18 protein-coding genes are annotated in these 19,843 nt (G+C 71.0%); 11 read left to right on the top strand and 7 right to left on the bottom strand.

Annotation, left to right across the window (positions count from 1 at the left end; all coding sequences use genetic code 11):
- Positions 1-366 precede the first annotated feature (366 nt).
- The 8 genes from ACFZAT_RS31675 (at position 367) to ACFZAT_RS31640 (ending at position 11,323) form a co-directional block, all read left to right on the top strand.
- Positions 367-2,343: a putative PEP-binding protein gene (locus ACFZAT_RS31675; RefSeq protein WP_391269075.1), complete on the top strand. Its 1,977-nt coding sequence runs from the start codon at positions 367-369 to the stop codon at positions 2,341-2,343.
- On the top strand, positions 2,340-3,320 hold the full coding sequence (locus ACFZAT_RS31670; protein ID WP_391269073.1) for an ATP-binding cassette domain-containing protein: 981 nt from the start codon (positions 2,340-2,342) through the stop codon (positions 3,318-3,320). Before ACFZAT_RS31675 ends, ACFZAT_RS31670 begins: the two co-directional genes overlap by 4 nt.
- Positions 3,317-4,084: an ABC transporter permease gene (locus tag ACFZAT_RS31665; protein ID WP_391269071.1), complete on the top strand. Its 768-nt coding sequence runs from the start codon at positions 3,317-3,319 to the stop codon at positions 4,082-4,084. The genes ACFZAT_RS31670 and ACFZAT_RS31665 overlap by 4 nt, the downstream gene beginning before the upstream one ends.
- Positions 4,071-4,877 (top strand): ABC transporter permease, encoded by an 807-nt coding sequence (locus tag ACFZAT_RS31660; RefSeq protein WP_391269068.1) that lies wholly within the window; start codon positions 4,071-4,073, stop codon positions 4,875-4,877. Before ACFZAT_RS31665 ends, ACFZAT_RS31660 begins: the two co-directional genes overlap by 14 nt.
- A 31-nt stretch (positions 4,878-4,908) precedes the next feature.
- On the top strand, positions 4,909-6,828 hold the full coding sequence (locus ACFZAT_RS31655) for a RiPP maturation radical SAM C-methyltransferase (protein WP_391269066.1): 1,920 nt from the start codon (positions 4,909-4,911) through the stop codon (positions 6,826-6,828).
- A gap of 15 nt (positions 6,829-6,843) precedes the next feature.
- Positions 6,844-7,941, top strand: a complete 1,098-nt coding sequence (locus ACFZAT_RS31650; protein ID WP_391269063.1) for a hypothetical protein — start codon at positions 6,844-6,846, stop codon at positions 7,939-7,941.
- Positions 7,938-10,139 carry a peptidylprolyl isomerase gene (locus tag ACFZAT_RS31645; RefSeq protein ID WP_391269062.1) on the top strand — a complete coding sequence of 734 codons (2,202 nt, stop codon included), beginning with the start codon at positions 7,938-7,940 and terminating at the stop codon, positions 10,137-10,139. Before ACFZAT_RS31650 ends, ACFZAT_RS31645 begins: the two co-directional genes overlap by 4 nt.
- A gap of 92 nt (positions 10,140-10,231) precedes the next feature.
- Positions 10,232-11,323 carry an NUDIX domain-containing protein gene (locus tag ACFZAT_RS31640; RefSeq protein WP_391269205.1) on the top strand — a complete coding sequence of 364 codons (1,092 nt, stop codon included), beginning with the start codon at positions 10,232-10,234 and terminating at the stop codon, positions 11,321-11,323.
- A gap of 46 nt (positions 11,324-11,369) precedes the next feature.
- Here the strand turns inward: ACFZAT_RS31640 and ACFZAT_RS31635 are convergent, their stop codons facing one another.
- Complete coding sequence (locus tag ACFZAT_RS31635) at positions 11,370-12,254, bottom strand: NAD(P)H-binding protein (RefSeq protein ID WP_391269061.1); 885 nt, start codon at positions 12,252-12,254, stop codon at positions 11,370-11,372.
- Between the two features lie 63 nt (positions 12,255-12,317).
- On the opposite strand from ACFZAT_RS31635, the gene ACFZAT_RS31630 reads away from it, so the two are divergent.
- Positions 12,318-12,914 (top strand): TetR family transcriptional regulator, encoded by a 597-nt coding sequence (locus ACFZAT_RS31630; protein ID WP_391269059.1) that lies wholly within the window; start codon positions 12,318-12,320, stop codon positions 12,912-12,914.
- A 92-nt stretch (positions 12,915-13,006) separates the two neighbouring features.
- On the opposite strand, the gene ACFZAT_RS31625 is transcribed toward ACFZAT_RS31630, so the two are convergent.
- The 3 genes from ACFZAT_RS31625 to ACFZAT_RS31615 all read right to left on the bottom strand — a co-directional run bounded on the left by ACFZAT_RS31625 (position 13,007) and on the right by ACFZAT_RS31615 (position 15,551).
- The gene (locus ACFZAT_RS31625; protein WP_391269057.1) at positions 13,007-13,603 is read right to left on the bottom strand and encodes a hypothetical protein; all 597 of its coding nucleotides are present in this window, start codon (positions 13,601-13,603) and stop codon (positions 13,007-13,009) included.
- 128 nt (positions 13,604-13,731) lie between these two features.
- Complete coding sequence (locus ACFZAT_RS31620) at positions 13,732-14,691, bottom strand: hypothetical protein (protein WP_391269204.1); 960 nt, start codon at positions 14,689-14,691, stop codon at positions 13,732-13,734.
- Positions 14,692-14,714: 23 nt separating this feature from the next.
- The gene (locus ACFZAT_RS31615) at positions 14,715-15,551 is read right to left on the bottom strand and encodes a sugar nucleotide-binding protein (RefSeq protein ID WP_391269055.1); all 837 of its coding nucleotides are present in this window, start codon (positions 15,549-15,551) and stop codon (positions 14,715-14,717) included.
- A gap of 140 nt (positions 15,552-15,691) precedes the next feature.
- Here ACFZAT_RS31615 and ACFZAT_RS31610 point away from each other — a divergent pair, with 140 nt between their 5' ends.
- The gene (locus ACFZAT_RS31610) at positions 15,692-16,057 is read left to right on the top strand and encodes a hypothetical protein (protein WP_391269053.1); all 366 of its coding nucleotides are present in this window, start codon (positions 15,692-15,694) and stop codon (positions 16,055-16,057) included.
- Positions 16,058-16,061: 4 nt separating this feature from the next.
- Here the strand turns inward: ACFZAT_RS31610 and ACFZAT_RS31605 are convergent, their stop codons facing one another.
- The 3 genes from ACFZAT_RS31605 to ACFZAT_RS31595 all read right to left on the bottom strand — a co-directional run bounded on the left by ACFZAT_RS31605 (position 16,062) and on the right by ACFZAT_RS31595 (position 18,459).
- The gene (locus ACFZAT_RS31605) at positions 16,062-16,346 is read right to left on the bottom strand and encodes a hypothetical protein (RefSeq protein WP_391269051.1); all 285 of its coding nucleotides are present in this window, start codon (positions 16,344-16,346) and stop codon (positions 16,062-16,064) included.
- Between the two features lie 181 nt (positions 16,347-16,527).
- A complete protein-coding gene (locus tag ACFZAT_RS31600; RefSeq protein ID WP_391269049.1) occupies positions 16,528-18,108 on the bottom strand; it encodes an amidase family protein in 1,581 nt (526 codons plus the stop codon).
- A gap of 45 nt (positions 18,109-18,153) precedes the next feature.
- Complete coding sequence (locus ACFZAT_RS31595; protein ID WP_391269047.1) at positions 18,154-18,459, bottom strand: hypothetical protein; 306 nt, start codon at positions 18,457-18,459, stop codon at positions 18,154-18,156.
- A 120-nt stretch (positions 18,460-18,579) separates the two neighbouring features.
- Between ACFZAT_RS31595 and ACFZAT_RS31590 the strand changes: the two genes are divergently transcribed.
- Positions 18,580-19,752: a Rieske 2Fe-2S domain-containing protein gene (locus tag ACFZAT_RS31590; RefSeq protein WP_391269045.1), complete on the top strand. Its 1,173-nt coding sequence runs from the start codon at positions 18,580-18,582 to the stop codon at positions 19,750-19,752.
- Positions 19,753-19,843: the final 91 nt, after the last annotated feature.

Below are 19,843 nucleotides of genomic sequence, written 5' to 3'. Positions count from 1 at the left end.
TTCCCTTGCAGGAGGGGAACACCACGCGTGGTCATCAGTCGTCTGCCGAACGGGCCTGCTGCTGACTCAGTACTGCGGCTGCCCGTCGACGCCACTGACGACCTCATCTATGAGGCGATCGCCGATCTCGATCCCGACCGTCGCTTCGGGAGCGCGGACGACCCCATCTTCCTGGCGGCATGGCTCCCCCGTTCTACGGCCAGGGGCATGTCATTTCTCGGATTGAGCCCTGTCGGCCGACGTTGGCTGGCAGGGCTCGCGGGTGACGAGTTCGCCTCGGAGCGCCGGGGCGAACTCGCAGCCGCGCTCGCTGCCGTACACCCGTCCGCCACATTGCCGGAGAACCCGGTTGAGCAGGTGACCACCATGCTCAGGGTGCTGACCAGGTCCGCGGACGGCTCGGCCGGCATCATGCTGGGGCGCCAGCCGGTGTGGTGCGGACCTGACGGAGGCAGCGGACTCGCGTATTCCCACGACCCGTCAACCGGCACGCCGGGCGTGACCGGCTCCTACCTCGCGGGAGGATCCGGGGCCCAGTTGCTGGCTGCGGGCGGCACGGACCTCGGGGATCTGATCGACACGGAGCCCTGGGGCCCTGGGGTGAGAGAGGCACTGCGTACTGCCGAGGCTGCATTCGACTGGCCCGCGATGGTGGAATTCGTCGTCGAACGCGGCCGCCTGCGCGTCATCCGCGAGACCCCCGCCCCCCTGCACGGTGCCGCCCGGCTGTCCGCCGTGGCAGCTCGCTACGAACTCGGCAGTCTGACCCCCGCCCAGGCGGTTTCACTGGTCCGGCAACAGGACGTCGAGCAGGCGCGTTCCGCATCAACGGAGACGCACGGGCTGCCTGTCGCGGCGCACGGTCTCGGTGTGTCCCCCGGCGTCGCTACGGGGACCGTGGTCTTCAGCGCGGCCGCCGCCGTCGCCGCGAAGGAGGACGGCGAGCGGCCGGTCCTCGTCCTCACCGAGTCGAAGCCGCAAGACCTGCCGGGCCTCCTGTCCGCGACGGCCGTCGTGACCGAGCGGGGTGGACGAACGGCGCATGCCGCCGTGGTGGCACGCGGGCTCGGTCTGCCGGCGGTCGCCGCCCTCGTCGGCGGCGCGCTCGACAGCTACGAGGCGTGTCTGCGCACCCCGGGAGGCGACGTCCTCCGGGCCGGCGACGAGGTGACCGTGGACGGCACCACCGGGGTGCTCTACCGGGGTGGCCCGAGTCGGCGGCAGATCCAGCACCGCCCGGCTGTGGAGCTTCCCGGGTGGCTGGACGGCGCGCTGTCCGGCCTGCCCGGGATTTCGGTACGGGTGAACGCGGACAGCGGCGAGGACGCCGCCGCCGGACGGGCACTCGGTGCGGCCGGGATCGGACTCTGCCGACTGGAGCACATGTTCCTCGGCGAGCGGCAGCAGGTGCTCCAGCGTGTCCTGCTGTCGCGACCCGGCCCGGAAATGGGGGAAGACCTCGCTTCGATACGGGCTTTCCTGCGTGCCGAGCTCACGGATGTACTCGTCGCCATGGACGGGCTCCCCGCCACGATCCGCCTGCTCGACCCCCCGCGGCACGAGTTCCTTCCCGACCTCACCGAGCGCGCTGTTGCCTCGGCGGCGCTCGATGACCCGTCCGACAAGGACCGGCTCGGCATCGTGCGCCGCCTGCACGAGCACAACCCCATGCTGGGCGTGCGCGGCGTGCGGACCGGCGTCCTGCTGCCCATGCTGACGGCCATTCAGATCAGGGCGCTGATCGAAGCGACCCTCGCGCTGCGCCGGGCGGGCCGCGACCCGCGGCCCGAACTCCTGGTTCCCATGGTGAGCACACCGGAGGAGCTGGACTTCATCGGGGACACGATGGCCGACGTCTGCGCGCAGCTGGGCACGTCCCGGGCCGAGGCCGGCATACCGCTGGGCGCGATGATCGAGACACCACGGGCCGCCCTGCTGGCCTCGTCGATCGCCCGGCACGCGGACTTCCTCTCGCTGGGCACCAACGACCTGACCGCACTGGTCTGGGGTCTCTCCCGCGATGACGCGGAACGCCATCTGCTGCCCGCGTACCAGAACATCGGCCTCCTCGCCGAATCGCCCTTCGCACTTCTGGACGTCGAGGCCGTCGGGGAACTGGCACGTCGGGTCGTGCACGACGCGAGAGCGGTACGGCCCGGCATGCGGCTCGGCGTGTGCGGTGAGCAGGCGGCCGACGCGGTGGCCGTACGGTTCTTCGCCGAGGCCGGCTTCGACTACGTCTCCTGCGCACCCCCACGGGTCCCACTCGCCAGGCTCGCCGCCGCACAGGCCGCCGGGTGCCGGGGCGCGGACCATGCCACTGCGACCGAAGAGGAACTGTGAGCGAGCCGGCGATCGTCGTGGAAGAGCTCGGCCGCACCTTCGTCGACCGCGGCCGGGAGATCACGGCCCTGCGCGACGTCAGCTTCCAGGTCGCCGCTGGTGAGGTGGTGGGTCTGTTGGGCGCCAACGGAGCGGGCAAGACCACCCTCACCAAAATACTCGCCACCCTGCTGCTGCCCACGACGGGCACCGCCCGGATCTTCGGCCACGACGTCACCCGTGACCTGCGGGAGGTGCGACGGATGACAGGTGTCGTGCTGGGCGGCGACCGCGGCCTGTACGCCAAGCTGGGCGGCCGTGACAACCTGCGGTTCTTCGCGATGCTCGCCGGTGTCGGCAGGAGGGGTCTGCACGCGAAGGTGGACGCGGCGCTGGACCAGGTCGGCCTGCTCGATGCGGCCGACCGAGCGGTGGAGACCTACTCGCGGGGCATGCGCCAGCGCCTCCACATCGCCATCGGCATGATCGGCGAGCCTCGCGTGCTGCTCCTCGACGAACCAACGGTCGGCCTCGACCCTGTCGAGGCCGACCGGCTGCGCGGCACCGTTGCCCTGCTGAGCGCCACCGGCGTGTCGGTCCTGCTCACGAGCCACTATCTGCTCGACATCGAGCGCCTCGCCGGCCGGGTGATCATCCTGGCCGACGGTGGGCTGGCCGCAGACCTCCCGGTCGACGAGTTCGCCCGGATGGCGGGCTACACCGCCACAGTGACGGTACGGGGAACCGGCAGCCCACCGGACGGCAGCGCGCTGTCCTCGCCCGATATGGCTGTCGGCAGCGTCGTCGAGTCCGAGGGTACGTGGACCCTCCGGCTCCACGTACGGGACTGGAGCATCGGCTCGTTCGGCCTCCTGGAGCATGCGCTGGCCCGGTCCAGCGTCCTGGACGTCGCGATAGATCCGGTCCGGCTCGAGGACGTCTACTCTCAGGTGGCCGCGCGGCTGGAGAGCGGCAGCACGGCAAGGGGAGCCCGTTGAGGGATGCCACATGGATGTTCCTCATCGCGCTCCGTACGGAGCAGCGGGCCATGCGCGGCAATCCACTGCTCCTGGTCAACTCCGCCATTCTGCCCGCCGTGTTCCTGGTCATCACGGTGGAGACCGGCCGCCCGGCTCCGGACCACGCGACGGAACGCGTCGTCGCCGTCATGCTGACCGCCCTGTGGGGGTCCACGGTGTGGATGAGCGGAGGCGTCCTGCGCCGTGAGCGCACCTACGGCACCCTCGCACGCTGCGTCTCCGGAGTGTGGTCACCGTATCTGGTCCTCCTGGGCAAGAGCCTCGGTGCCACGGTCTACAGCGTCGGCGCGATCCTCGTCAGCACCACCCTCACGGCGGCCGCGCTGGGACTTCCCCTGAAGGCTTCTCATCCCGTGTGGATCGCCGTGGCCCTCCTGGTCCTGGTGTGCTCGGGCACCAGTCTGGGGGCACTGGTGTCCTGTCTCTTCCTCGTGACCCGCGAAGGCCTCGTCTGGTCCAGTGCGTTGATGTATCCGGTCTTCGCGCTCGGTGGGCTCCTCATCCCCACAGGCGTACTGCCGCGGTGGCTCCGCTGGGTGCCAGAACTGATCAGCCTCCACTGGATCAAGGACTTCCTGGTGGGTGCGTCCACCGGCGGCGTCGCTCTCTCCTCGCTGGGCGTCGCGACAGTCCTGACGCTCGTCTACTTCTCCGTCGCAGGGCTCGCCTACCGCGGATCCGTCGACGTGGCCCGACGGGAGGGGACCCTTGACCTCGCTTGAAGCCGCCGCGGCACGCCCCTCCCGGGCCTGGTGGGCTGCTGAGGCCGCGCGTATGGGGTGGTTGGAGTACCGGGCCCTGCGCTCGCCTCGAAGCCTGCTCGCCGCCACGCTGCCGCGCGGAATCCTGCAGATCCTCTTCTTCACGACACTGGCGGGCGTCCTCGCCGGCCCCGGCCACCGCGAGTACGCCTTCGCGGGATCGTTGGTGCTCGCGTTGAGCGGCTCCAACGTCAACGGCGTCGTGGCCGTGCCCGTCCTGGACAAGCAGTACGCCACCTTCGCCCGCGTCAGGACGGGCAGGCCGTCCCCCACAGTGACCCAGCTCGCCCGAGCGCTGCCCTACCCCGTGATGGGGTGGCTCCTTCTCCTGCTCCAAGCGTCCATCGCGGCACCCTTGCTGGGCTTGACGGGCTTCGCCCTCCGGCTGCTGCCCTGGGCGTGGGTGTATGCGGTCATCGCGCTCACGCTCAGTGTGCTGGGACTCGCCGGGGCAACGATGACCGTCGGCAAGCGGGCCGACGTACTGGCGCCGAACGTCCTGTCGTACCTGGTCATGCTGTGCAGCGGCGCGATCGTCCCGCCCGGCCGGCTGAAATGGGTGGACGCGATCGGCCAAGTGCTGCCCGCGCGACACGGCCTGGACGCGATCCGTGCCGGGTTGGCCGGGCGCCCCTGGCTCGCCGACCTGGGGCTCGAAATCCTCGCCGGTGCGGGATTCACGGTCATCGCCGCGCTGTCGATACTCCTTCAGGCTCGCCGAGCGAGCAGGCTCGGCCACGACGACTTCGAGTGACTGACACACGCCCACAATCCTGGGGGAACCGTTGAGCGTCATCCATCTGCCGCTGCCGAGGCATCGGGGCCAGGACCACCCGCAGCCCGGTACGCCGCCCAGCAGGTCGCTGCGCGTCGCCCTGGTCAACATGCCGTGGGCTCGCATTCACGCGCCGTCCATCCAGTGCGGCCTGCTGCAGTCCATCACCAGGCGGGCGGGCCACCACTGCGACAGCCACTACCTCAACATCGAGTTCGCCGCCTTCTTCGGCAGCAACGCCTACGACTCGATCGCGAACATCGCGTCCGAGCGGCTCCACCTGCTGGGCGAGTGGCTCTTCTCCTACGCCGCGTTCGGTGAGGTGACCGCCGACCGCGACTACTTCGCCGAGTACCCGGAAGTCGAGTCCATCTGGGCAGAGCTGACCGGAAAGGGACTCGACAACCTCATGACAACCCGCCGGGACACCCTGCCCAACTGGATCGCCGAGTGTGCGTCCAAGCCGGTGTGGGGGGAATACGACGTCATCGGCTTCACATCCACGTTCATGCAGAACACGGCCTCCCTCGCCCTGGGGAAGGCCATCAAGCAATGTCACCCGGGCGTCACGCTGGTCTACGGGGGTGCGAACTTCGACGGGGACATGGGTGCCGAGTACGCGCGGAAGCTGCCCTGGCTGGACCACGTCGTGACCGGCGAGGGCGACCTCGCGTTCCCCGCCCTGCTGAACGCCATCGCGGACGGCGCGGAGACCCCCATTCCCGGCGTCCACGGCCAGGCCGTCCCGGAACTGCCCCCCTCCACCGACGCGCAGCGTCCGAACGCGCTCGACGAACTGCCCACACCCGACTACCGGGACTACTTCGCCTGGCTGGACCGTTTCGACCGCACCCGGCTGCTGGGGAGGGCGCCGGTACGGCTGCCGGTGGAGTTCTCCCGCGGATGCTGGTGGGGCCAGAAGCACCACTGCACTTTCTGCGGCCTCAACGCGCTCGGCATGGCCTACCGGGCCAAGTCCGGTGCTCGCGCCTTCACCGAGCTCGCCGGGCTGCTCCGCGACTATCCGGTCGTGCACGTCGACACCGTGGACAACATCCTCGACATGGAGTACCTCTCGTCGTTCTGCGCTCAACTCGCCGAACGGCACTGGGACGTGAACCTCTTCTTCGAGGTGAAGGCGAACCTCACCAGGGAACAGCTCAGGACCCTGAGCAGAGCGGGGGTGCTGCGCATCCAGCCCGGTATCGAGAGCCTCAGCTCCCATGTACTGACGCTGATGCGCAAGGGTGCGAGCAAGCTGCTCAACATCCGGCTCCTCAAATGGGCCGGCTACTACGGGATCGACGTCTCGTGGAACATCCTGGCGGGTTTCCCGGGTGAGACCGAGGACGACTACGCGGAACAGCTGCGCGTGATCCCGCTGTTGCACCACCTGCAACCGCCGGGCGGCTGCGGCAGGATCTGGCTGGAGCGCTTCAGCCCCTATTTCACCGATCCGTCGTTCCCGATCAGTGACATCCGGCCCCGGGCCAGTTACCGCCATGTCTATCCGCCCGCGCTGGACCATCAGGAGATCGCCTACTTCTTCGACTACGAGGCATCGGGCACCTGCTCCCACGAGACGGTCGGGGCGATGCACGACGCCATCGCGGACTGGCAGCTGCGCTTCTCCGAGGCGAAGCCCAGCCTCATCTACCAGCGCCTGCCGGACAAGCTGACCCTGATCGACCGCAGGACCGACCAGCCCAAGCGGGCCGTCCTCGCGGGCTGGAAAGCCGATGCCTACGAGGCATGCGGCGACTCACCGCGCGGTGCCGCGGCGGTGGCCCGGCAACTGGCGGCGAGGGACATGCCCGTCACCGAGGACGAGGTGACTGCCCTCTTCGAGCAGTGCTGCCGAGCCGGTGTGATGGTGTCCGACGACGGCAAATACCTCGGGCTCGCGCTCCCCGAGAACCCCGGCTGGTAAAGGTGTGGTGCAGGCATGGCAACAGACACATCGGCCCATGACCGGGTCCGCCTCGGCCGGCGCATCGCGTCCCGCCTGGCCGCGTCGTCGCACGCGGATGCCGCGTTTCTCGCCGGCAGCACGGTGGTCGGGCTGGGCAGCGCCACCAGCGACATCGATATCTATCTGGTCGGTTCTCGCACGGGTGAGAAGCGGCAACAGCTGTTCGCCGACGACATCCGGGTTGACGTACAGCATCTGGCCCTGGAGTCGCTGGAGGCGCTCGTCGACAGGGTGCTCACCACGCGGCTGTGCTCGGACCGCCCGGGAAGGCCGCTCTCGGCGCAGGAGACCTCGTTGGTCATCCGGCTCTGGACGGGCAGCATCGTGACGGACGCAGGTGCCCTGACCGCGCTCCGGCAGCAGCTCGCCGATGAGCCCCTCCGCCTCGCCCGCGTGGCCATGAACAACTGGATACTCGCCGCCTACTTCGCGGCCGAGGACTGTGTCGGGCTGCGCCAGTCGGACGACCCGATGGACCTCGATCCGGCCGCGCACACGGCCCGACGTGCGCTGGTCTGCGCCGGCAAGGCGCTGGCCGCGGCGGGCGGGGACCTCTACCACGGCGAGAAGTGGGTGTGGCAGCAACTGGCCCGTAGTGGCCCGGACGGATTCCCGTTCGCGGAGTTCCGACGCCTTCTGCGTGACGACCCGCTGGCATCCGCGTCCGGTGGCCGCACCGGACTGAGCGCGCTGACGTCGTTCACCCAGACCTGTCTGATCGCCGCGGCAACCCTGGGCTGGCATGGCGTCGACCTCGGGCGCTGGCCGGCCTGGTCATCGGGGGACGGCCCGCTCCACAGGGCGCCGTCGCTCTTCCCCCGCGTCTACGACGACGTGGTGATGCTGATCCAGCCCGGGGGCCGGCACGTCCGCCTGACGCCCGAAGCGGCGCTGCTGTGGGGTCTGAGCCACGGACGGTCCGAGCAGACGGTGACCGAATGCGCGCTGAGGCTGTCGGGCGAGGCGCCCGTATTCGCCGAGCTGACCGAAGAGAGGTGCCGGAGCGTCATCGCAGAACTGCGGCAATCCGGGCTGCTCACGGACTCGGGCCGGCAAGGAGGAGCGGCATGAGGTTTCGTCAGCGGCGCAGTGACACTCTGGACCTCTTCCTGGCACTGCAACGCGAACTCATCGGGCGCAGTGGTTCCTGGGAACTGAACTTCGTGCCTCGACCTGTCACACCGGAGGCAACGCTGTTCCTCGACGGGCTGGAGGCATGGGCGCCGACCGTCCATGCCAACCTGCCCGACTTCCTGGCCACCGCCCGCCGGCCGGAGGACCTGCGCACACTGACGGACGACGACCTGGCACCCGGAACACAGCTCGTCGCCGCCGCCCTGACGGCAACGGCACCCGAACTCTCCGCCGCCCTGCCCCTTTTCGAGGAGATCCGGGAGGAGGCGGCCGCGCGCATACGTGACATCCTCCCGCCCGAGCGCTACATGGCTCCGCTCTGCGCGGCGCTCGGAACAGACGAGACGGAGCAGACGCTCAACCTCTACCTGGTGCCCCTGGCCCCCTCCCTGCCCGGCGTGGGCTTCCTGACTGCCGCAGGGAGAATCACGGGTATCCACGCGGACTGCCGCCGGTTCCGCGGATCGACGCTCGCGGACGCCGTTCTGACCATGCTGAGCTGGGCACAGCTGAAGAGCGGGGCCACGCGCCGGGACCATCTCTCGGCCGAACTCGCCGCGCGTCTGCCCGGCACCGCTCCGTACCAGCGCCGTCTGCGCGTCATCCTGACCAAGGTGCTTGTCGAAATGACGGCCGGCCACCTGGTACGCGCGGCGGCTCCCGGGCACCGTCCCTGCGTCGACGTACTGGGCACCAAGTGGCGGTATCCCCGGCTCCACTCCGTAGCCGAACGGCACTGGGCCAGGTACCTCGACGGTGACGTCGACCGTGCCGGAGCTCTCACCGCGATGACCGCGGAACTCGCCGCCCACAGCCCGCGCTGGTTCGTCGACCATGTGGATCCGTCCTCGCTCGCCGCCGACTTCTACCTCATGGAGTGGCTGGCTGCGGAAGGCAACCACACGGCCAGGGCGCGGCTGTCCCGCTGGCTGCCCCACCTGTGCGCCGAACTGGCGGGCCACCTGGACAACGTGATCGGCAACGAGCTCGGCCACTACGAACGCGCCCGTACGGACCACCTCCCGCAAGATCTCGCAGACTTCATTCGGAAGATCAACGTGGGGGACAGCCGGATCAGCTGGCAGTACCTGCGCCGTGAGCTGGGGCACGGGCGAGCACTCCAGCTCGCCACCGAGGCGTTCACCGGACCGGGCATCGAGTTCGGCGGAGAGGCGTGGGCTCCCGTGGCTGCCATGGTCCGGCGCTATGTCCTCCACGAGCTGCCCGACAGCGTCTTCGTCGACCAGTGCTTCACGTTGGAGCACAACAACGGCTCGCTCTTCGACAAGTACCACGACACCGAGAGCATGCGCGGCGTACTGGATGCTCAAGCGGCGACCGATCTTGAGAAGCTACTCGTGCACGCCTCGGCAGAGGTCCGGGAGCTCTGGAGCGGACGGCGCCGTATCCCGGCAGAGCACCATCCGCTCTGGCTCGGGCCGGGCCCGGTGGAGTCCCGCCCCGCCTCCTCGGAATGGGGCAGCCCAGGACTGTCCTGCGGCGCCCCGGGCACCCTCGGATGCGGTGACCGCGGCGAACCGAGCACGTTCAACCCACTGAGAGACCCGTTGCGCGACGCCGCGGTGCGAATCCGCCACACGGCCGCCCGCCGCCCGCTGCCCTCGTCCCTGACGACCTACCGAACCGTCACGGCGGTACTGCACACCGAGCACGGCGACATCCACCTCTGTCTGTACCCGGGGGAAGCCCCCTACACCGTGGACAATTTCGTGGGCCTGGCGAACGGGAGCCGCGCGTGGACCGACCCGTCGACCGGGGCCCCGGGGAAGGGAGGCTTCTACGACGACACGGAATTCCACCGTCGGGTGCCCGGGTTTCTCGTCCAGGGCGGCGACCGCCTGGGCACGGGCCACGGCAGCGCCGGATATCGCATACCCGACGAAATCCATCCGGACCGACGATTCGAACGGCCGTTCCGGCTGGCGATGGCGAATCTGGGCCGGGACAGCACCGGTTCTCAGTTCTTCATCACTCTCGCTCCGGCACCACATCTGGACGAGGGCTACACCATATTCGGGGAGGTTGCGGACGCCGGGTCGAAAAGCGTGGTGAGGGCCATCGCCTCGTCGCCGACGGCGGTCCGGATCAACAGCGTGGCGATTTCGACCACCTGACAATCCAGGGCCGAGATCGCCGCACACGTGTCCCGCTGGAACGGAGAGAGATGACCACGGCATCCGCACCCGACGAAACTCCCGGCGTGACGATGAAGGACGAGGCGTACGGGACGCTGCGCGCCTCGGCCGCGCTGTGGGCCGGCACCAGTGTGCTGATCACCAACCGGCGCGGTCAGGTCCTGCTCCAGCGCGTCGGCTACCGGCCGACCCGCCTGCTGCCCGGCGGCGCCGTCGACAAGGGCGAGTCACCGGCCCGGGGCGCCGCCCGTGAGCTGAAGGAGGAGCTGGGCGTCGCGGCGGCCGTCACCCGTGGGCTGGCCGTCGACTGGGTCTCCCCCGCCGGCCGGGCAGCGCCTCCGGTGATGCGGTTCCCGGGCGAGCTCCTGCACGTTTTCGACGGGGGCGTCTGGGACGAGGACCGGATCGCGGCCGTCCGGCCCGCGCCGGGCGAGATCGAGGGCATCGAGTTCGCCGAGCCGGCCGATCTCCCCTCGCTCATGTCCCCCGGCGATGCCCGCCGCGTCCTCTCCGCGCTCCGCGCCCGTATCAACGGCGCCGGCCCGGTGTTCCTGGAGGACGGACTCCCGATCGCCCCCACCGTCCTCGACCGGGTGGGTGCCCTGGGCACCGCCCGGGCCTGTCACCACCTGCCGTTCCACCCCGGGCCCGTGCCCGCCGGCCTCACGGTCCGGCAGTCCTGGGTCTGGGCCTTCGCACCGGACGGGCGGGTCCTGCTGCTCTTCGAACCGGACACCGGCGCGCCCTGCCTGCCCGGCGGCACGGCGGAACCGGAGGACGGCGGCGATCCCCTGGTGACCGCCGTCCGGGAATGCCGCGAGGAAGCCACCGCCGAGCTCGGCGAGACCCACTACCTCGGGTACCTGTCCGACCCCTCCGGCCCGCGCGCGCGGGTCCGTTACGCCGCCGTGCTGACGAGCCTGGGCGAGGCCGCCGTCGATCCGGCCACCGGTCAGACGTACGTACGCGTCCTTGCCACGCCGGAACAGGCCCTGGAGTTCTTCGACTGGGGGCCGTCCGAGGCGGCCGAGCAGCTCGCGGCGGCCCACCGTGGCCGCACCCTGCTCGGCATCCCCGAGGCCGTGCACCCGCAGCCCATCACCGAGATCGTGCGCCCCACCACCTGGGAGCGCCCCGCCCGTACCGGATCGAGGATCCCGTGACCGCCGCCCCGGTGCAGGCCCGGACCGGGCACTGCCCGCCGCCACGTCACCCCTGCCCGTCCTTCGTGAACGCGGAGGCGTGGTCGGCGGCCCACTGGCGCAGCGTTCGCGGCGGCCTCCCGAGGATGTCGGCGACCGCCGTGGTGAGGTACGCGGGCTGCCCGACCGCCGCGCTCCACGCGGCGAGCAGCATGTCGACGGCCGAGTCGGGCACCGTACCCGCGCAGAGGCTTCGGAACTCGTCCGGCGTCATCTCCTCGAACGCGATCCGGCGGCCCAGGGCGTCGCCGATGACGTCCGCCTGCGCGGCATGGGTCAGCGATTCGGGGCCCGTGAGCACGTAGTCGCCTCCGCTGTACTCGTCCTGATGGAGCGCCCGCGCCGCGACGGCTGCGATGTCGCGATCGTCGACCGGGGCGGACGCGGCAGCGCCGTAGGGCCACCGGACGACCTGGCCGGACCGGATCGCGGGCGCCCACCAGGCCAGCGCGTTCGACGCGAACATCCCCGGCCGGAGGATCGTCGACTCGACTCCGCCGGCCGCGATGAGCCGCTCGATGTCGGCGTGCAGCACGGCCATCGGATTGGGCTGCTGGAAGAAGGGGTGCGGAGTCCGGTGCGGGGAGGAGAGGAAGACGACCCGCCTCACGTGCGCCGCCAGCCGCTCGATGACGGCCCCGGCGGTCCGAGGCGGGGCGGTCCAGACGAGGAAGACCGCGCCGACGCCCTTCAGTGCCGGGTCGAGTGAACCGGGCACCGTGAGGTCACCGGCGAAGACCTCGGCCTCCGCCGGGAGCGTCGCCGCCGCCTCGGGGCGACGGCTGAGGGCGCGGACCGGCACGCCCGCGTGGAGTAGTTCATCGATGACGACGCGGCCGACCCGGCCCGTCGCACCGGTGACGAGCACGGGAGGAATGTCTCTCTGATTCATGCCACCCATGAAAACGTTACTCGGTTAAAAAGGCAACTGGGTAACAAGTGTTACGGTGGTCACGTGAGTGAGCCGACGGGACTGCGGGCCCGCAAGAAGGAGCGGACGCGTGACGCCATCGGCCACGCGGCCGTCTCACTGTTCCTGGAACACGGCTTCGACAGCGTCTCGGTGAACGACATCGCCGCGGCGGCCGAGATCTCCAAGCCGACCCTCTTCCGGTACTTCGCCACCAAGGAAGACCTGGTGCTGCACAGGTTCGCGGACCACCAGGGCGAGGCCGCCCGAGTCGTGCGTGACCGCGCCCCCGGCATCGGGCCGGTGACGGCGCTGCACCGGCACTTCCGGTCCGGCCTCGACCGGTACGACCCCGTCACCGGCCTCAACGATCACCCCGAGGTCGTGGCCTTCCATCGGCTGGTGTTCACCACACCGAGCCTGGCGGGACGGCTCATGCAGTACCAGCACGAGGACGAAGAGGCACTGGCGGACGCCCTCGGCCCGGGCATCCAGGCACACCTGCGCGCCGCCCAGGTGCTCGCGGTCCAGCGGGTGCTCGCCCGCGCCAACTGGCAGAAGATCGCCGACGGTCGAACCGCCCGCGCCGTCCACCCCGAGGCCGTCGCCGACGCCGACGAGGCGTTCACCCACCTGTGGTGACCCAGACCTGAGCTTCGCCTCGGTCGTTGCGGACAGGCTGCGACCGATCGCCTGCCTCCGCCCCGGAGCCGGGGCGCAGGCAGGCGCGGGGTTCAGCAGGGGCGGATGTGGAAGACGGGGGTCCAGGAGGCGGTGCCGGTGCCCTTGGCGACGTGGGACCAGCGTTCGCTGCCGTCGCTGTTGTAGAAGCGGGCGCGGGTGCCGGAGGTCTGGTTGTTGTTGAAGGTGCCGTCGCCGACGCCGTTGAAGTCGTAGTAACCGCAGCGGTAGTAGTCGTAGTTGACGCCGCGCCCGTCCGTGATGCACAGGTGCCCGTTGCCGCATGCCAGGGCCGTGCCGGGCGATGCGAGGCTGCGGGTCTCGGACCGTCCGGGGGCGGGGAGCGTGACGGTGCCGCCGGGGATGTCGAGGGTGTTCGCGGAGGTCTGGCGGGCCTGGGGCTCCTGGGCGCGTACCGCGTCGACCTGCCGCTGGAGCTCGTCGGCCTGCCGGTCGGTGAGGCCGGCGGACCGCGCCTGTGCGGCGTAGGTCTGCTGTCCGCCGGGGGCGGCGGGTGTCACGGCATGGGCGGACAGGGTGGGACCGGCGATCAGGGCCGCCGCGGCGGCCATCAGTCCGGCGGTACGGCGGAACGAGACACGCTTCAAGGTCTTCTCCTCGGGTTGGCCGTGCGCCTCTTTGAGGTGCACGGCCAACCTTTCCAACTGGGCGCCTTTTCAAGGGACATAGCGGCGAGGTTCACCGTTAAGTGGTGCAGATGCCTTTTTTCGCACGCTCAAGGATCCACCGCGCGTCTGTGTCAATCGCGGCCGTCGGCCTACGCGAGCACCCATCGCGGCGCGTGGCCGGGCTCCGCCGGGCAGACGAAGACGTGCAGATCGCGGTCCCGGCCGAAACGGAGTCGCGTGGGCTGCGCGACCGAGACGCCGCCCCGGATCGAAGCCTTCCCCCGAAGCAGCGGGTTCCGGTCCTCCAGCGGTGCCCAGCTGTGCGAGCCGCCGTCCATCTCGTATCCCTCCGCCGTCAGCAGCAGCGCCATGGGCGTGCCGCACGAAGTGCAGTCGATGGTCATCGGGCCCGTCGACGCCCAGCTGGGGTAGCCGCCGACACGCCAGCCGGGAGGGATGGACAGGTCGTACTGGTAGCTCGGGGCGTCGGGTCCGTGTTCCGCCACCTGCGCGTCGTCCCACGCGTCGATGCGCGCGATCAGGGACGCCGGCAGTGTGTCGCCCTCCGCCCAGGGGTACGTGTCCACCTCTTCCGGGTGCAGCACGCATGGTTCGGGGAGCTCGTGCTCCCATCTCAGCAGGGGCACTTCGGGCGGCGTGGCAAGGAGGTGTTCCGCCTGCACGGCCCGCCTCCAACGCAGGTGGTAGCGGCGCTCCAGGTGCGGGCCGTGGGTGAACGGGCAGCGGAAGAGCTGTACCAGGTCCGTACCGTCCGGCCCGCAGGCGAGGGCCGGAATGTCGCGGCGGAAGAGCTGGGCCAGCCCGACGAAGGGCGCCGGGCCGTGGCCTCCGGAAGGCTGCGCGCGGGGCCACGCCCTGCTCTGCGGCCACTCGCCTGCGACGCGGGCGCTGCGGATCTCGTCCGGCGCGTACCCTTCGGTCTCGCGCCGGTGCGGCTCGTGGCACAGCGGCCACGGTTCGTCCGCCGGCCAGAGCATCGGACCGCCGACATGGCTGTCGCGCGCGCCGGGCCGCCCCGGCCTGGGGTGCAATCGTGTCGTCCGGGCCCGGTAGGGGGCCAGCTCCGGAAACAGGGCCTCCACGGACACCGGCCGGGCCGGCGTGGTCCTCGTCATGCGGGGCCCCCTGCGCGCAGGAATTCCCGGGCGCCCCGGAGCCGGGTGCCGAGCTTCCGCTGCGTGGCACGGCAGTCCAGGCGTACGTCGATCCCGCCGGGCAGGCCCGTATCGCCCCGGCGCGCGGAGGGCAGCCGCGAGGGGTCGAGGCCGTCCCGGCGGGCGATGAGCTCGCCCAGCTGGTGGCGGCTGAGGGCGTCCGGGCCGGCGAGGTGGAAGACCCCGGCGGCGTCGGAGCGGGCGATCTCCCACAGGGCGGCGGCCAGATCCGCCACGTGCACGGGACAGCGGATGTCGTCGGTGAACAGGGCGCCGTCGCGGGTGCCGTCGGCCAGGGCGTGCACCAACCGCTCGTGCTCGGAGCGGCCGTTGCCGATGATCAGCGAGGTACGGGCGACGGCCGCGCCGGGGCTGACGAGGCGTACGGCCGTCTCGGCGGCGGCCTTGGCGGCCCCGTACGGGGTGAGCGGGTCCGGCAGGCACGACTCGTCGTAATGGCTGCGGCCCCCACCGGAGAACACCGCGTCGCTGGAGACGTGCACCAGGCGGATGCCGCGCTCGGCCGCTGCCAGGGCGAGCCGGATGCCGCCCTCGGCGGTGACCGCCCAGTCCGCCCTGCCGCTCGCCGCGTTGATCAGGGCGGTCGGGGCCACCGTGTCGAGGAGTTCTTCCAGGCGCGACGGGGCACGGAGGTCGAGGTGGTGCCAGGCCGCCCGGGCCGGATCGCCGGGGCGGGAGTGGTACGTGGCGGCCGGGGGCCCGCCCGAGGAAGCGGCCCGGCGCACCAGCTCGGTGCCCAGCAGGCCGCTGCCGCCGATGATCAGCGCAGTCATGCCGCCCTACGCTACGGGCGACCGCCACCGCTCAGCACCGCTTCGAAGGGAGCCCCATGGCCGAAAAGCGATCTTCCACATCTGGTTGAAGGCGCAAATAATCGAGTCTCCCCCTCTCGAACGCAAAGGTGGCACACACGATGAGCCGTAACCAACGCAGGTACGCCGGGGCCGCCGCCGCAGTCTGCGGAGCGGTCCTCGCGGTCGGCGCGGGCCCCGCTCAGCCCGCCGCCGCGCAGTCTCCGGGCGTTGTCTTCTACACCGGCGCGCACCGGACGGGCGCGGCCACGTCCGTGGATCTCACCAGCACCGAGTGCCACAACCTGGCCGCGCCCTCGGCCTCCGCGCTGAACTACGCGGCCGTGGACGTCGACGTGTTCTTCAACGCCGACTGCCGTACCGGTGCCCCCGGGACCGACAGCGACCTGAGCTTCGCTCTGGGCAGCCTGCACACGGCGGACTTCCCTTACCGGGCCGTGAGTTACCGGGTCCGCCCCATGGGCTGACCGGTCAGCCGACGTTCACCCAGGTCACGACAGCCAGCGTGAGCGGGACGGGGCACGCCACCGCACTGAGCAACAGCCAGCGCCGGGGCGGAGCCATGCGGCGTACCGGCGGCAGGAAGGCCAGTGCGGCCAGCAGCGCGGCCGCGCCGACCACGCACGCCGCGTAGGCCGCGAGGAGCCCGCCGACCGCCGCTCCGGACGCCGCACCCCAGACGGAGACCATCAGGACCAGGAAGGTCAGCCACGACACCGACAGGGCCGTGGCAGCGCCCAGCAGGGCGGTTGCCACGGCAACTCCGGGCTTCGCGGCGGAAGTCGACGGGGCGGGTCCCCACCACTGGACGGGGGGCTTGGCTTGGGTCCGAGTGTTCATGGGGAGATGGTCTCCGGCAGCCGCCCAGCTCCTCATGAGCCGGGCTACTCACCCGAACGCATCAACGTACTCAGCCCCGTCCCGCCCCCGGACCCGTTCAGCCGGTCGGCAGCGTGGGCAGGTACCGGGGCGCACGCCGCCCGTCCAGCCGGTGTTCCACCGCCGCCCCCAGGGACAGCAGGCCGGCGTCCTGGTCCTTCCCCGCCATGAGCAGCAGCCCGACCGGCAGTTCACCCACAAAGCCGGCGGGCACCGACAGCGAGGGGTAGCCGGCGACGGCGGCGGGTGTCGAGGACGGGATCACGTCGTTGTCGCCCCGGCCGCAGTCGGTGGTCCACGCGGGCGGGTTGGCCGGGGAGGCGATCGCGTCCAGGCGGTGCCCGGTCATGGTCTCGTCGATGGAACGGCGGGACAGGTCCGCCAACTCGGCGCGCATCGCAAGGTATCGCGGGTCTGTGGTGGGCGGTGCGGCGAGTGCCTGCTCGAAGAGCTCCTGTCCGGCGAAGCAGCTCTGTTCCTGTGGGTGGACCCGGTTGAACTCGATGAGCTCCGCCAGGTCGCGCGGCCCGTTTCTCGTAGCGAGGTAGGCGTCGATGTCCCGGTGGAACTCGCTGAGCAGGGCCGGGAATTCGAGTTCGGCCAGGCGTACCTGGTACGGGAGATCCACCTCCACGACCTCGGCGCCCGAGGCCCGCAGCCGCTCGGCGGTGCGTGTCATGAGGGCGTCGACCTCGGCGCCGAGCACCGGCAGCCGCCACAGGCCGATCCGCTTGCCGCGCAGTGCACCGGGACGGACCGCCGCTGCCGCGAGACCGGGGTCGGGGTCGCCGCCGCTGAGGACCGCCAGGGTGAGCGCGGTGTCGGTCACGTTCCGGGCCATGGGGCCCGCGGTGTCCTGTTCGGCGGAGATCGGAACGACGCCCGACGGGCTGACCACGCCGAGGCTCGGTTTGAGGCCGACGACGGCGTTCATCCCGGCAGGACAGACGATGGAGCCGTCCGTCTCGGTGCCGATCGCCACCTGTGCCAGCGACGCGGCGAGTGCGGCGGCCGATCCGGCGGACGAGCCGCAGGGGTTGCGGTCCAGGACATACGGGTTGTGGGTCTGGCCGCCCACCGCCGACCATCCCGATGTCGGCCTGGCCGCACGGAAGTTGGCCCACTCGGAGAGATTGGCCTTGCCGAGGATCACCGCGCCGCCCGCCCGCAGCTTGGCGACCAGCTCCGCGTCGGCCGCCGGCGGCTTGCCGGCGAGGGCGAGCGACCCGGCGGTCGTCGGCATGTCCCGCGTGTTCACGTTGTCCTTGAGCAGGACGGGAATGCCGTCGAGCGGGCCGCGCGTCCGGCCGAGGCGGTGCCTGATGTCGCTGGCCGCCGCCTGCCCCAGGGCCGTGGGGCTGGTGTGCAGGACCGCGTTGATCTTCGGGTCGACGGACTTGATCCGCCGCAGGTAGGCGAGGGTCAGCCGCACCGAGGACAGCGATCCCCGGGCCATGCGCGCCTGAAGCTCGGGGATGGTGACCGTGTCGAGGTCGATGCCGCCGACCAGCGCGGATTCGGCGGATCGCGCCGAGCCGCCGGGGCGGGCCTGAGCGGCTGCCCGCGGACCGGGCGCGACCGCGATCAAAGGGGCCACGACCAGGATCGCGGTCAGGGCCGCCATGCTTCTCGTCTTCATGGCGGCCACCCCACTACACGGGACCGGTACGGCACAAGAGCGCCCTCACCGCGCGCCCCCGGCGGCGGACCAGGTCCGGAGCGGCTGCTGCGCGAGCGGGTCGGGCCGGGTCAGTTCCGGCAACCGGCCCATCCGGCTCCGTCCCCGGACGTCCGGGACGTCCCGCCATAAGGAGGAGTTCTCGAAGCCGGTGCAGCTGATCCCGGCGTCCCCGGTGGAGAGGAGCACCTGGGCGAGTTCGGGGTGCTGGGTGAACTTCGCGCGCAGGAGTCCGACAGGTGGAGTGGTCACCGGGCGGGCGGAGCGGACGGCAGCGTGCTGCTGGTCCTGCGGGGGCTCCTCGTTGGTCACGGGCTCCAGCGGCGGGCCCGGGGCTGCCCGTCACTGGTCCGGACGCGCTTGACGGGGCAGCGGGGGCGGGCGCGGCCATCATGAGGTGGGCGGGGTGGGACCCATCTGTGAGGGAGAGGCATGGAGAAGACCGACGCGGACGTGGTGCGGACCGAGCGGGCGGGCCTCTCCGGTGCGGTGGATCTGCGGCGCGTCGGTGCTGATCCGGACTACTGGTACCCGGTGGCGCTGACCCGGGAGGTGCGCGTCGGGAAGGTGGTCGCGGCCGTGTTCGCCGGTGAGCGTCTCGCGCTGTACCGGGGCAGGAGCGGGGCGGTCCACGCGCTGGAGGACCGGTGTGCGCACCGGCAGGTTCCGCTGAGCATGGGCGTCGTGGAGGGTGACGTGCTCCGGTGCCGGTATCACGCGTGGGCCTACCGCGGTGACGGGCGCATCTCGCAGATCCCGTATCTGACCAAGGAGGACCGCAGGCCGCCCCGGGGCGTGCGCAGCTTCCCCGTGCGGGAGGCGTACGGTCTGGTCTTCGTCTTTCCCGGCGATCCGGACAAGGCGCGGTCCACCCCGCTTCCGGAGCTGCCCGCCTTCAGCTCGGGGCAGTACAAGACGCTGACGTACTCGCGGATCGTGCGCTGCCACTACTCGTTCATGCACGAGAACCTGCTGGACATGAACCACCAGTTCCTGCACCAGGGTGTCGTCGGCCGGCTCCGTCCCGAGCTCATCGGTCAGCGCGGCGACGGCCGGTCGGTGGAGGCCAGGTATCTGTTCACCCACGCCGGAGGCAAGCGCAACGCCGGGGCGAGCGTGCTGGCGGCCGAGGGGATCTCGGGCGGCTCCCGCGACGTGATGACCATCCGCACCGCGTACCCGTACCAGACCCTCGATCTGGTACCGGAGGGTGCCGACCAGCCGGTCTTCAGCCTCTGGGCGGCGTACGTGCCCGTGGGCGCCGACCAGCGCGCCTGCCATGTATACGGGCTGCTCATGATCAAGAAGCCCCGCGTGCCGGCCGTGCTCACCGTGGCCGCGCCCCTCATCCGGCGCTTCACCGAGCGCATCTTCGCGCAGGACCGCATGGCGGTCCAGGCGGAGCAGCGGGCGTGGGACGAGCAGGGCGAGGACCGCAACCACGAGGTGTTCTCCCTGATCCTGGACGTACGCGAAGTGCTGCGGTCGAACGGGGTCCCCCTGACCGTGTCGGCGGGTCCGCGCGGCACGGAGCCGTGCGCGGGTGCGGCGGGGGTCTGCGGGGGCGGAAATCCGGAGCCTCTGCAAGCGGATGCGGCGCGCTAGAGCGTTTCCTTCGGATCATCTGATCGTTGGGTGATGTGTGTCGTTGACTGACGCCCAGTGGGCGAGGATCGAGCCGTTACTGCCGGACCGG

This window comes from Streptomyces sp. NPDC008163, from assembly GCF_042956885.1.
GTDB lineage: Bacteria > Actinomycetota > Actinomycetes > Streptomycetales > Streptomycetaceae > Streptomyces > Streptomyces drozdowiczii_A.
Note: the sequence above shows the minus strand (reverse complement) of the source record. Positions and strands in the feature narration are given on the sequence as shown.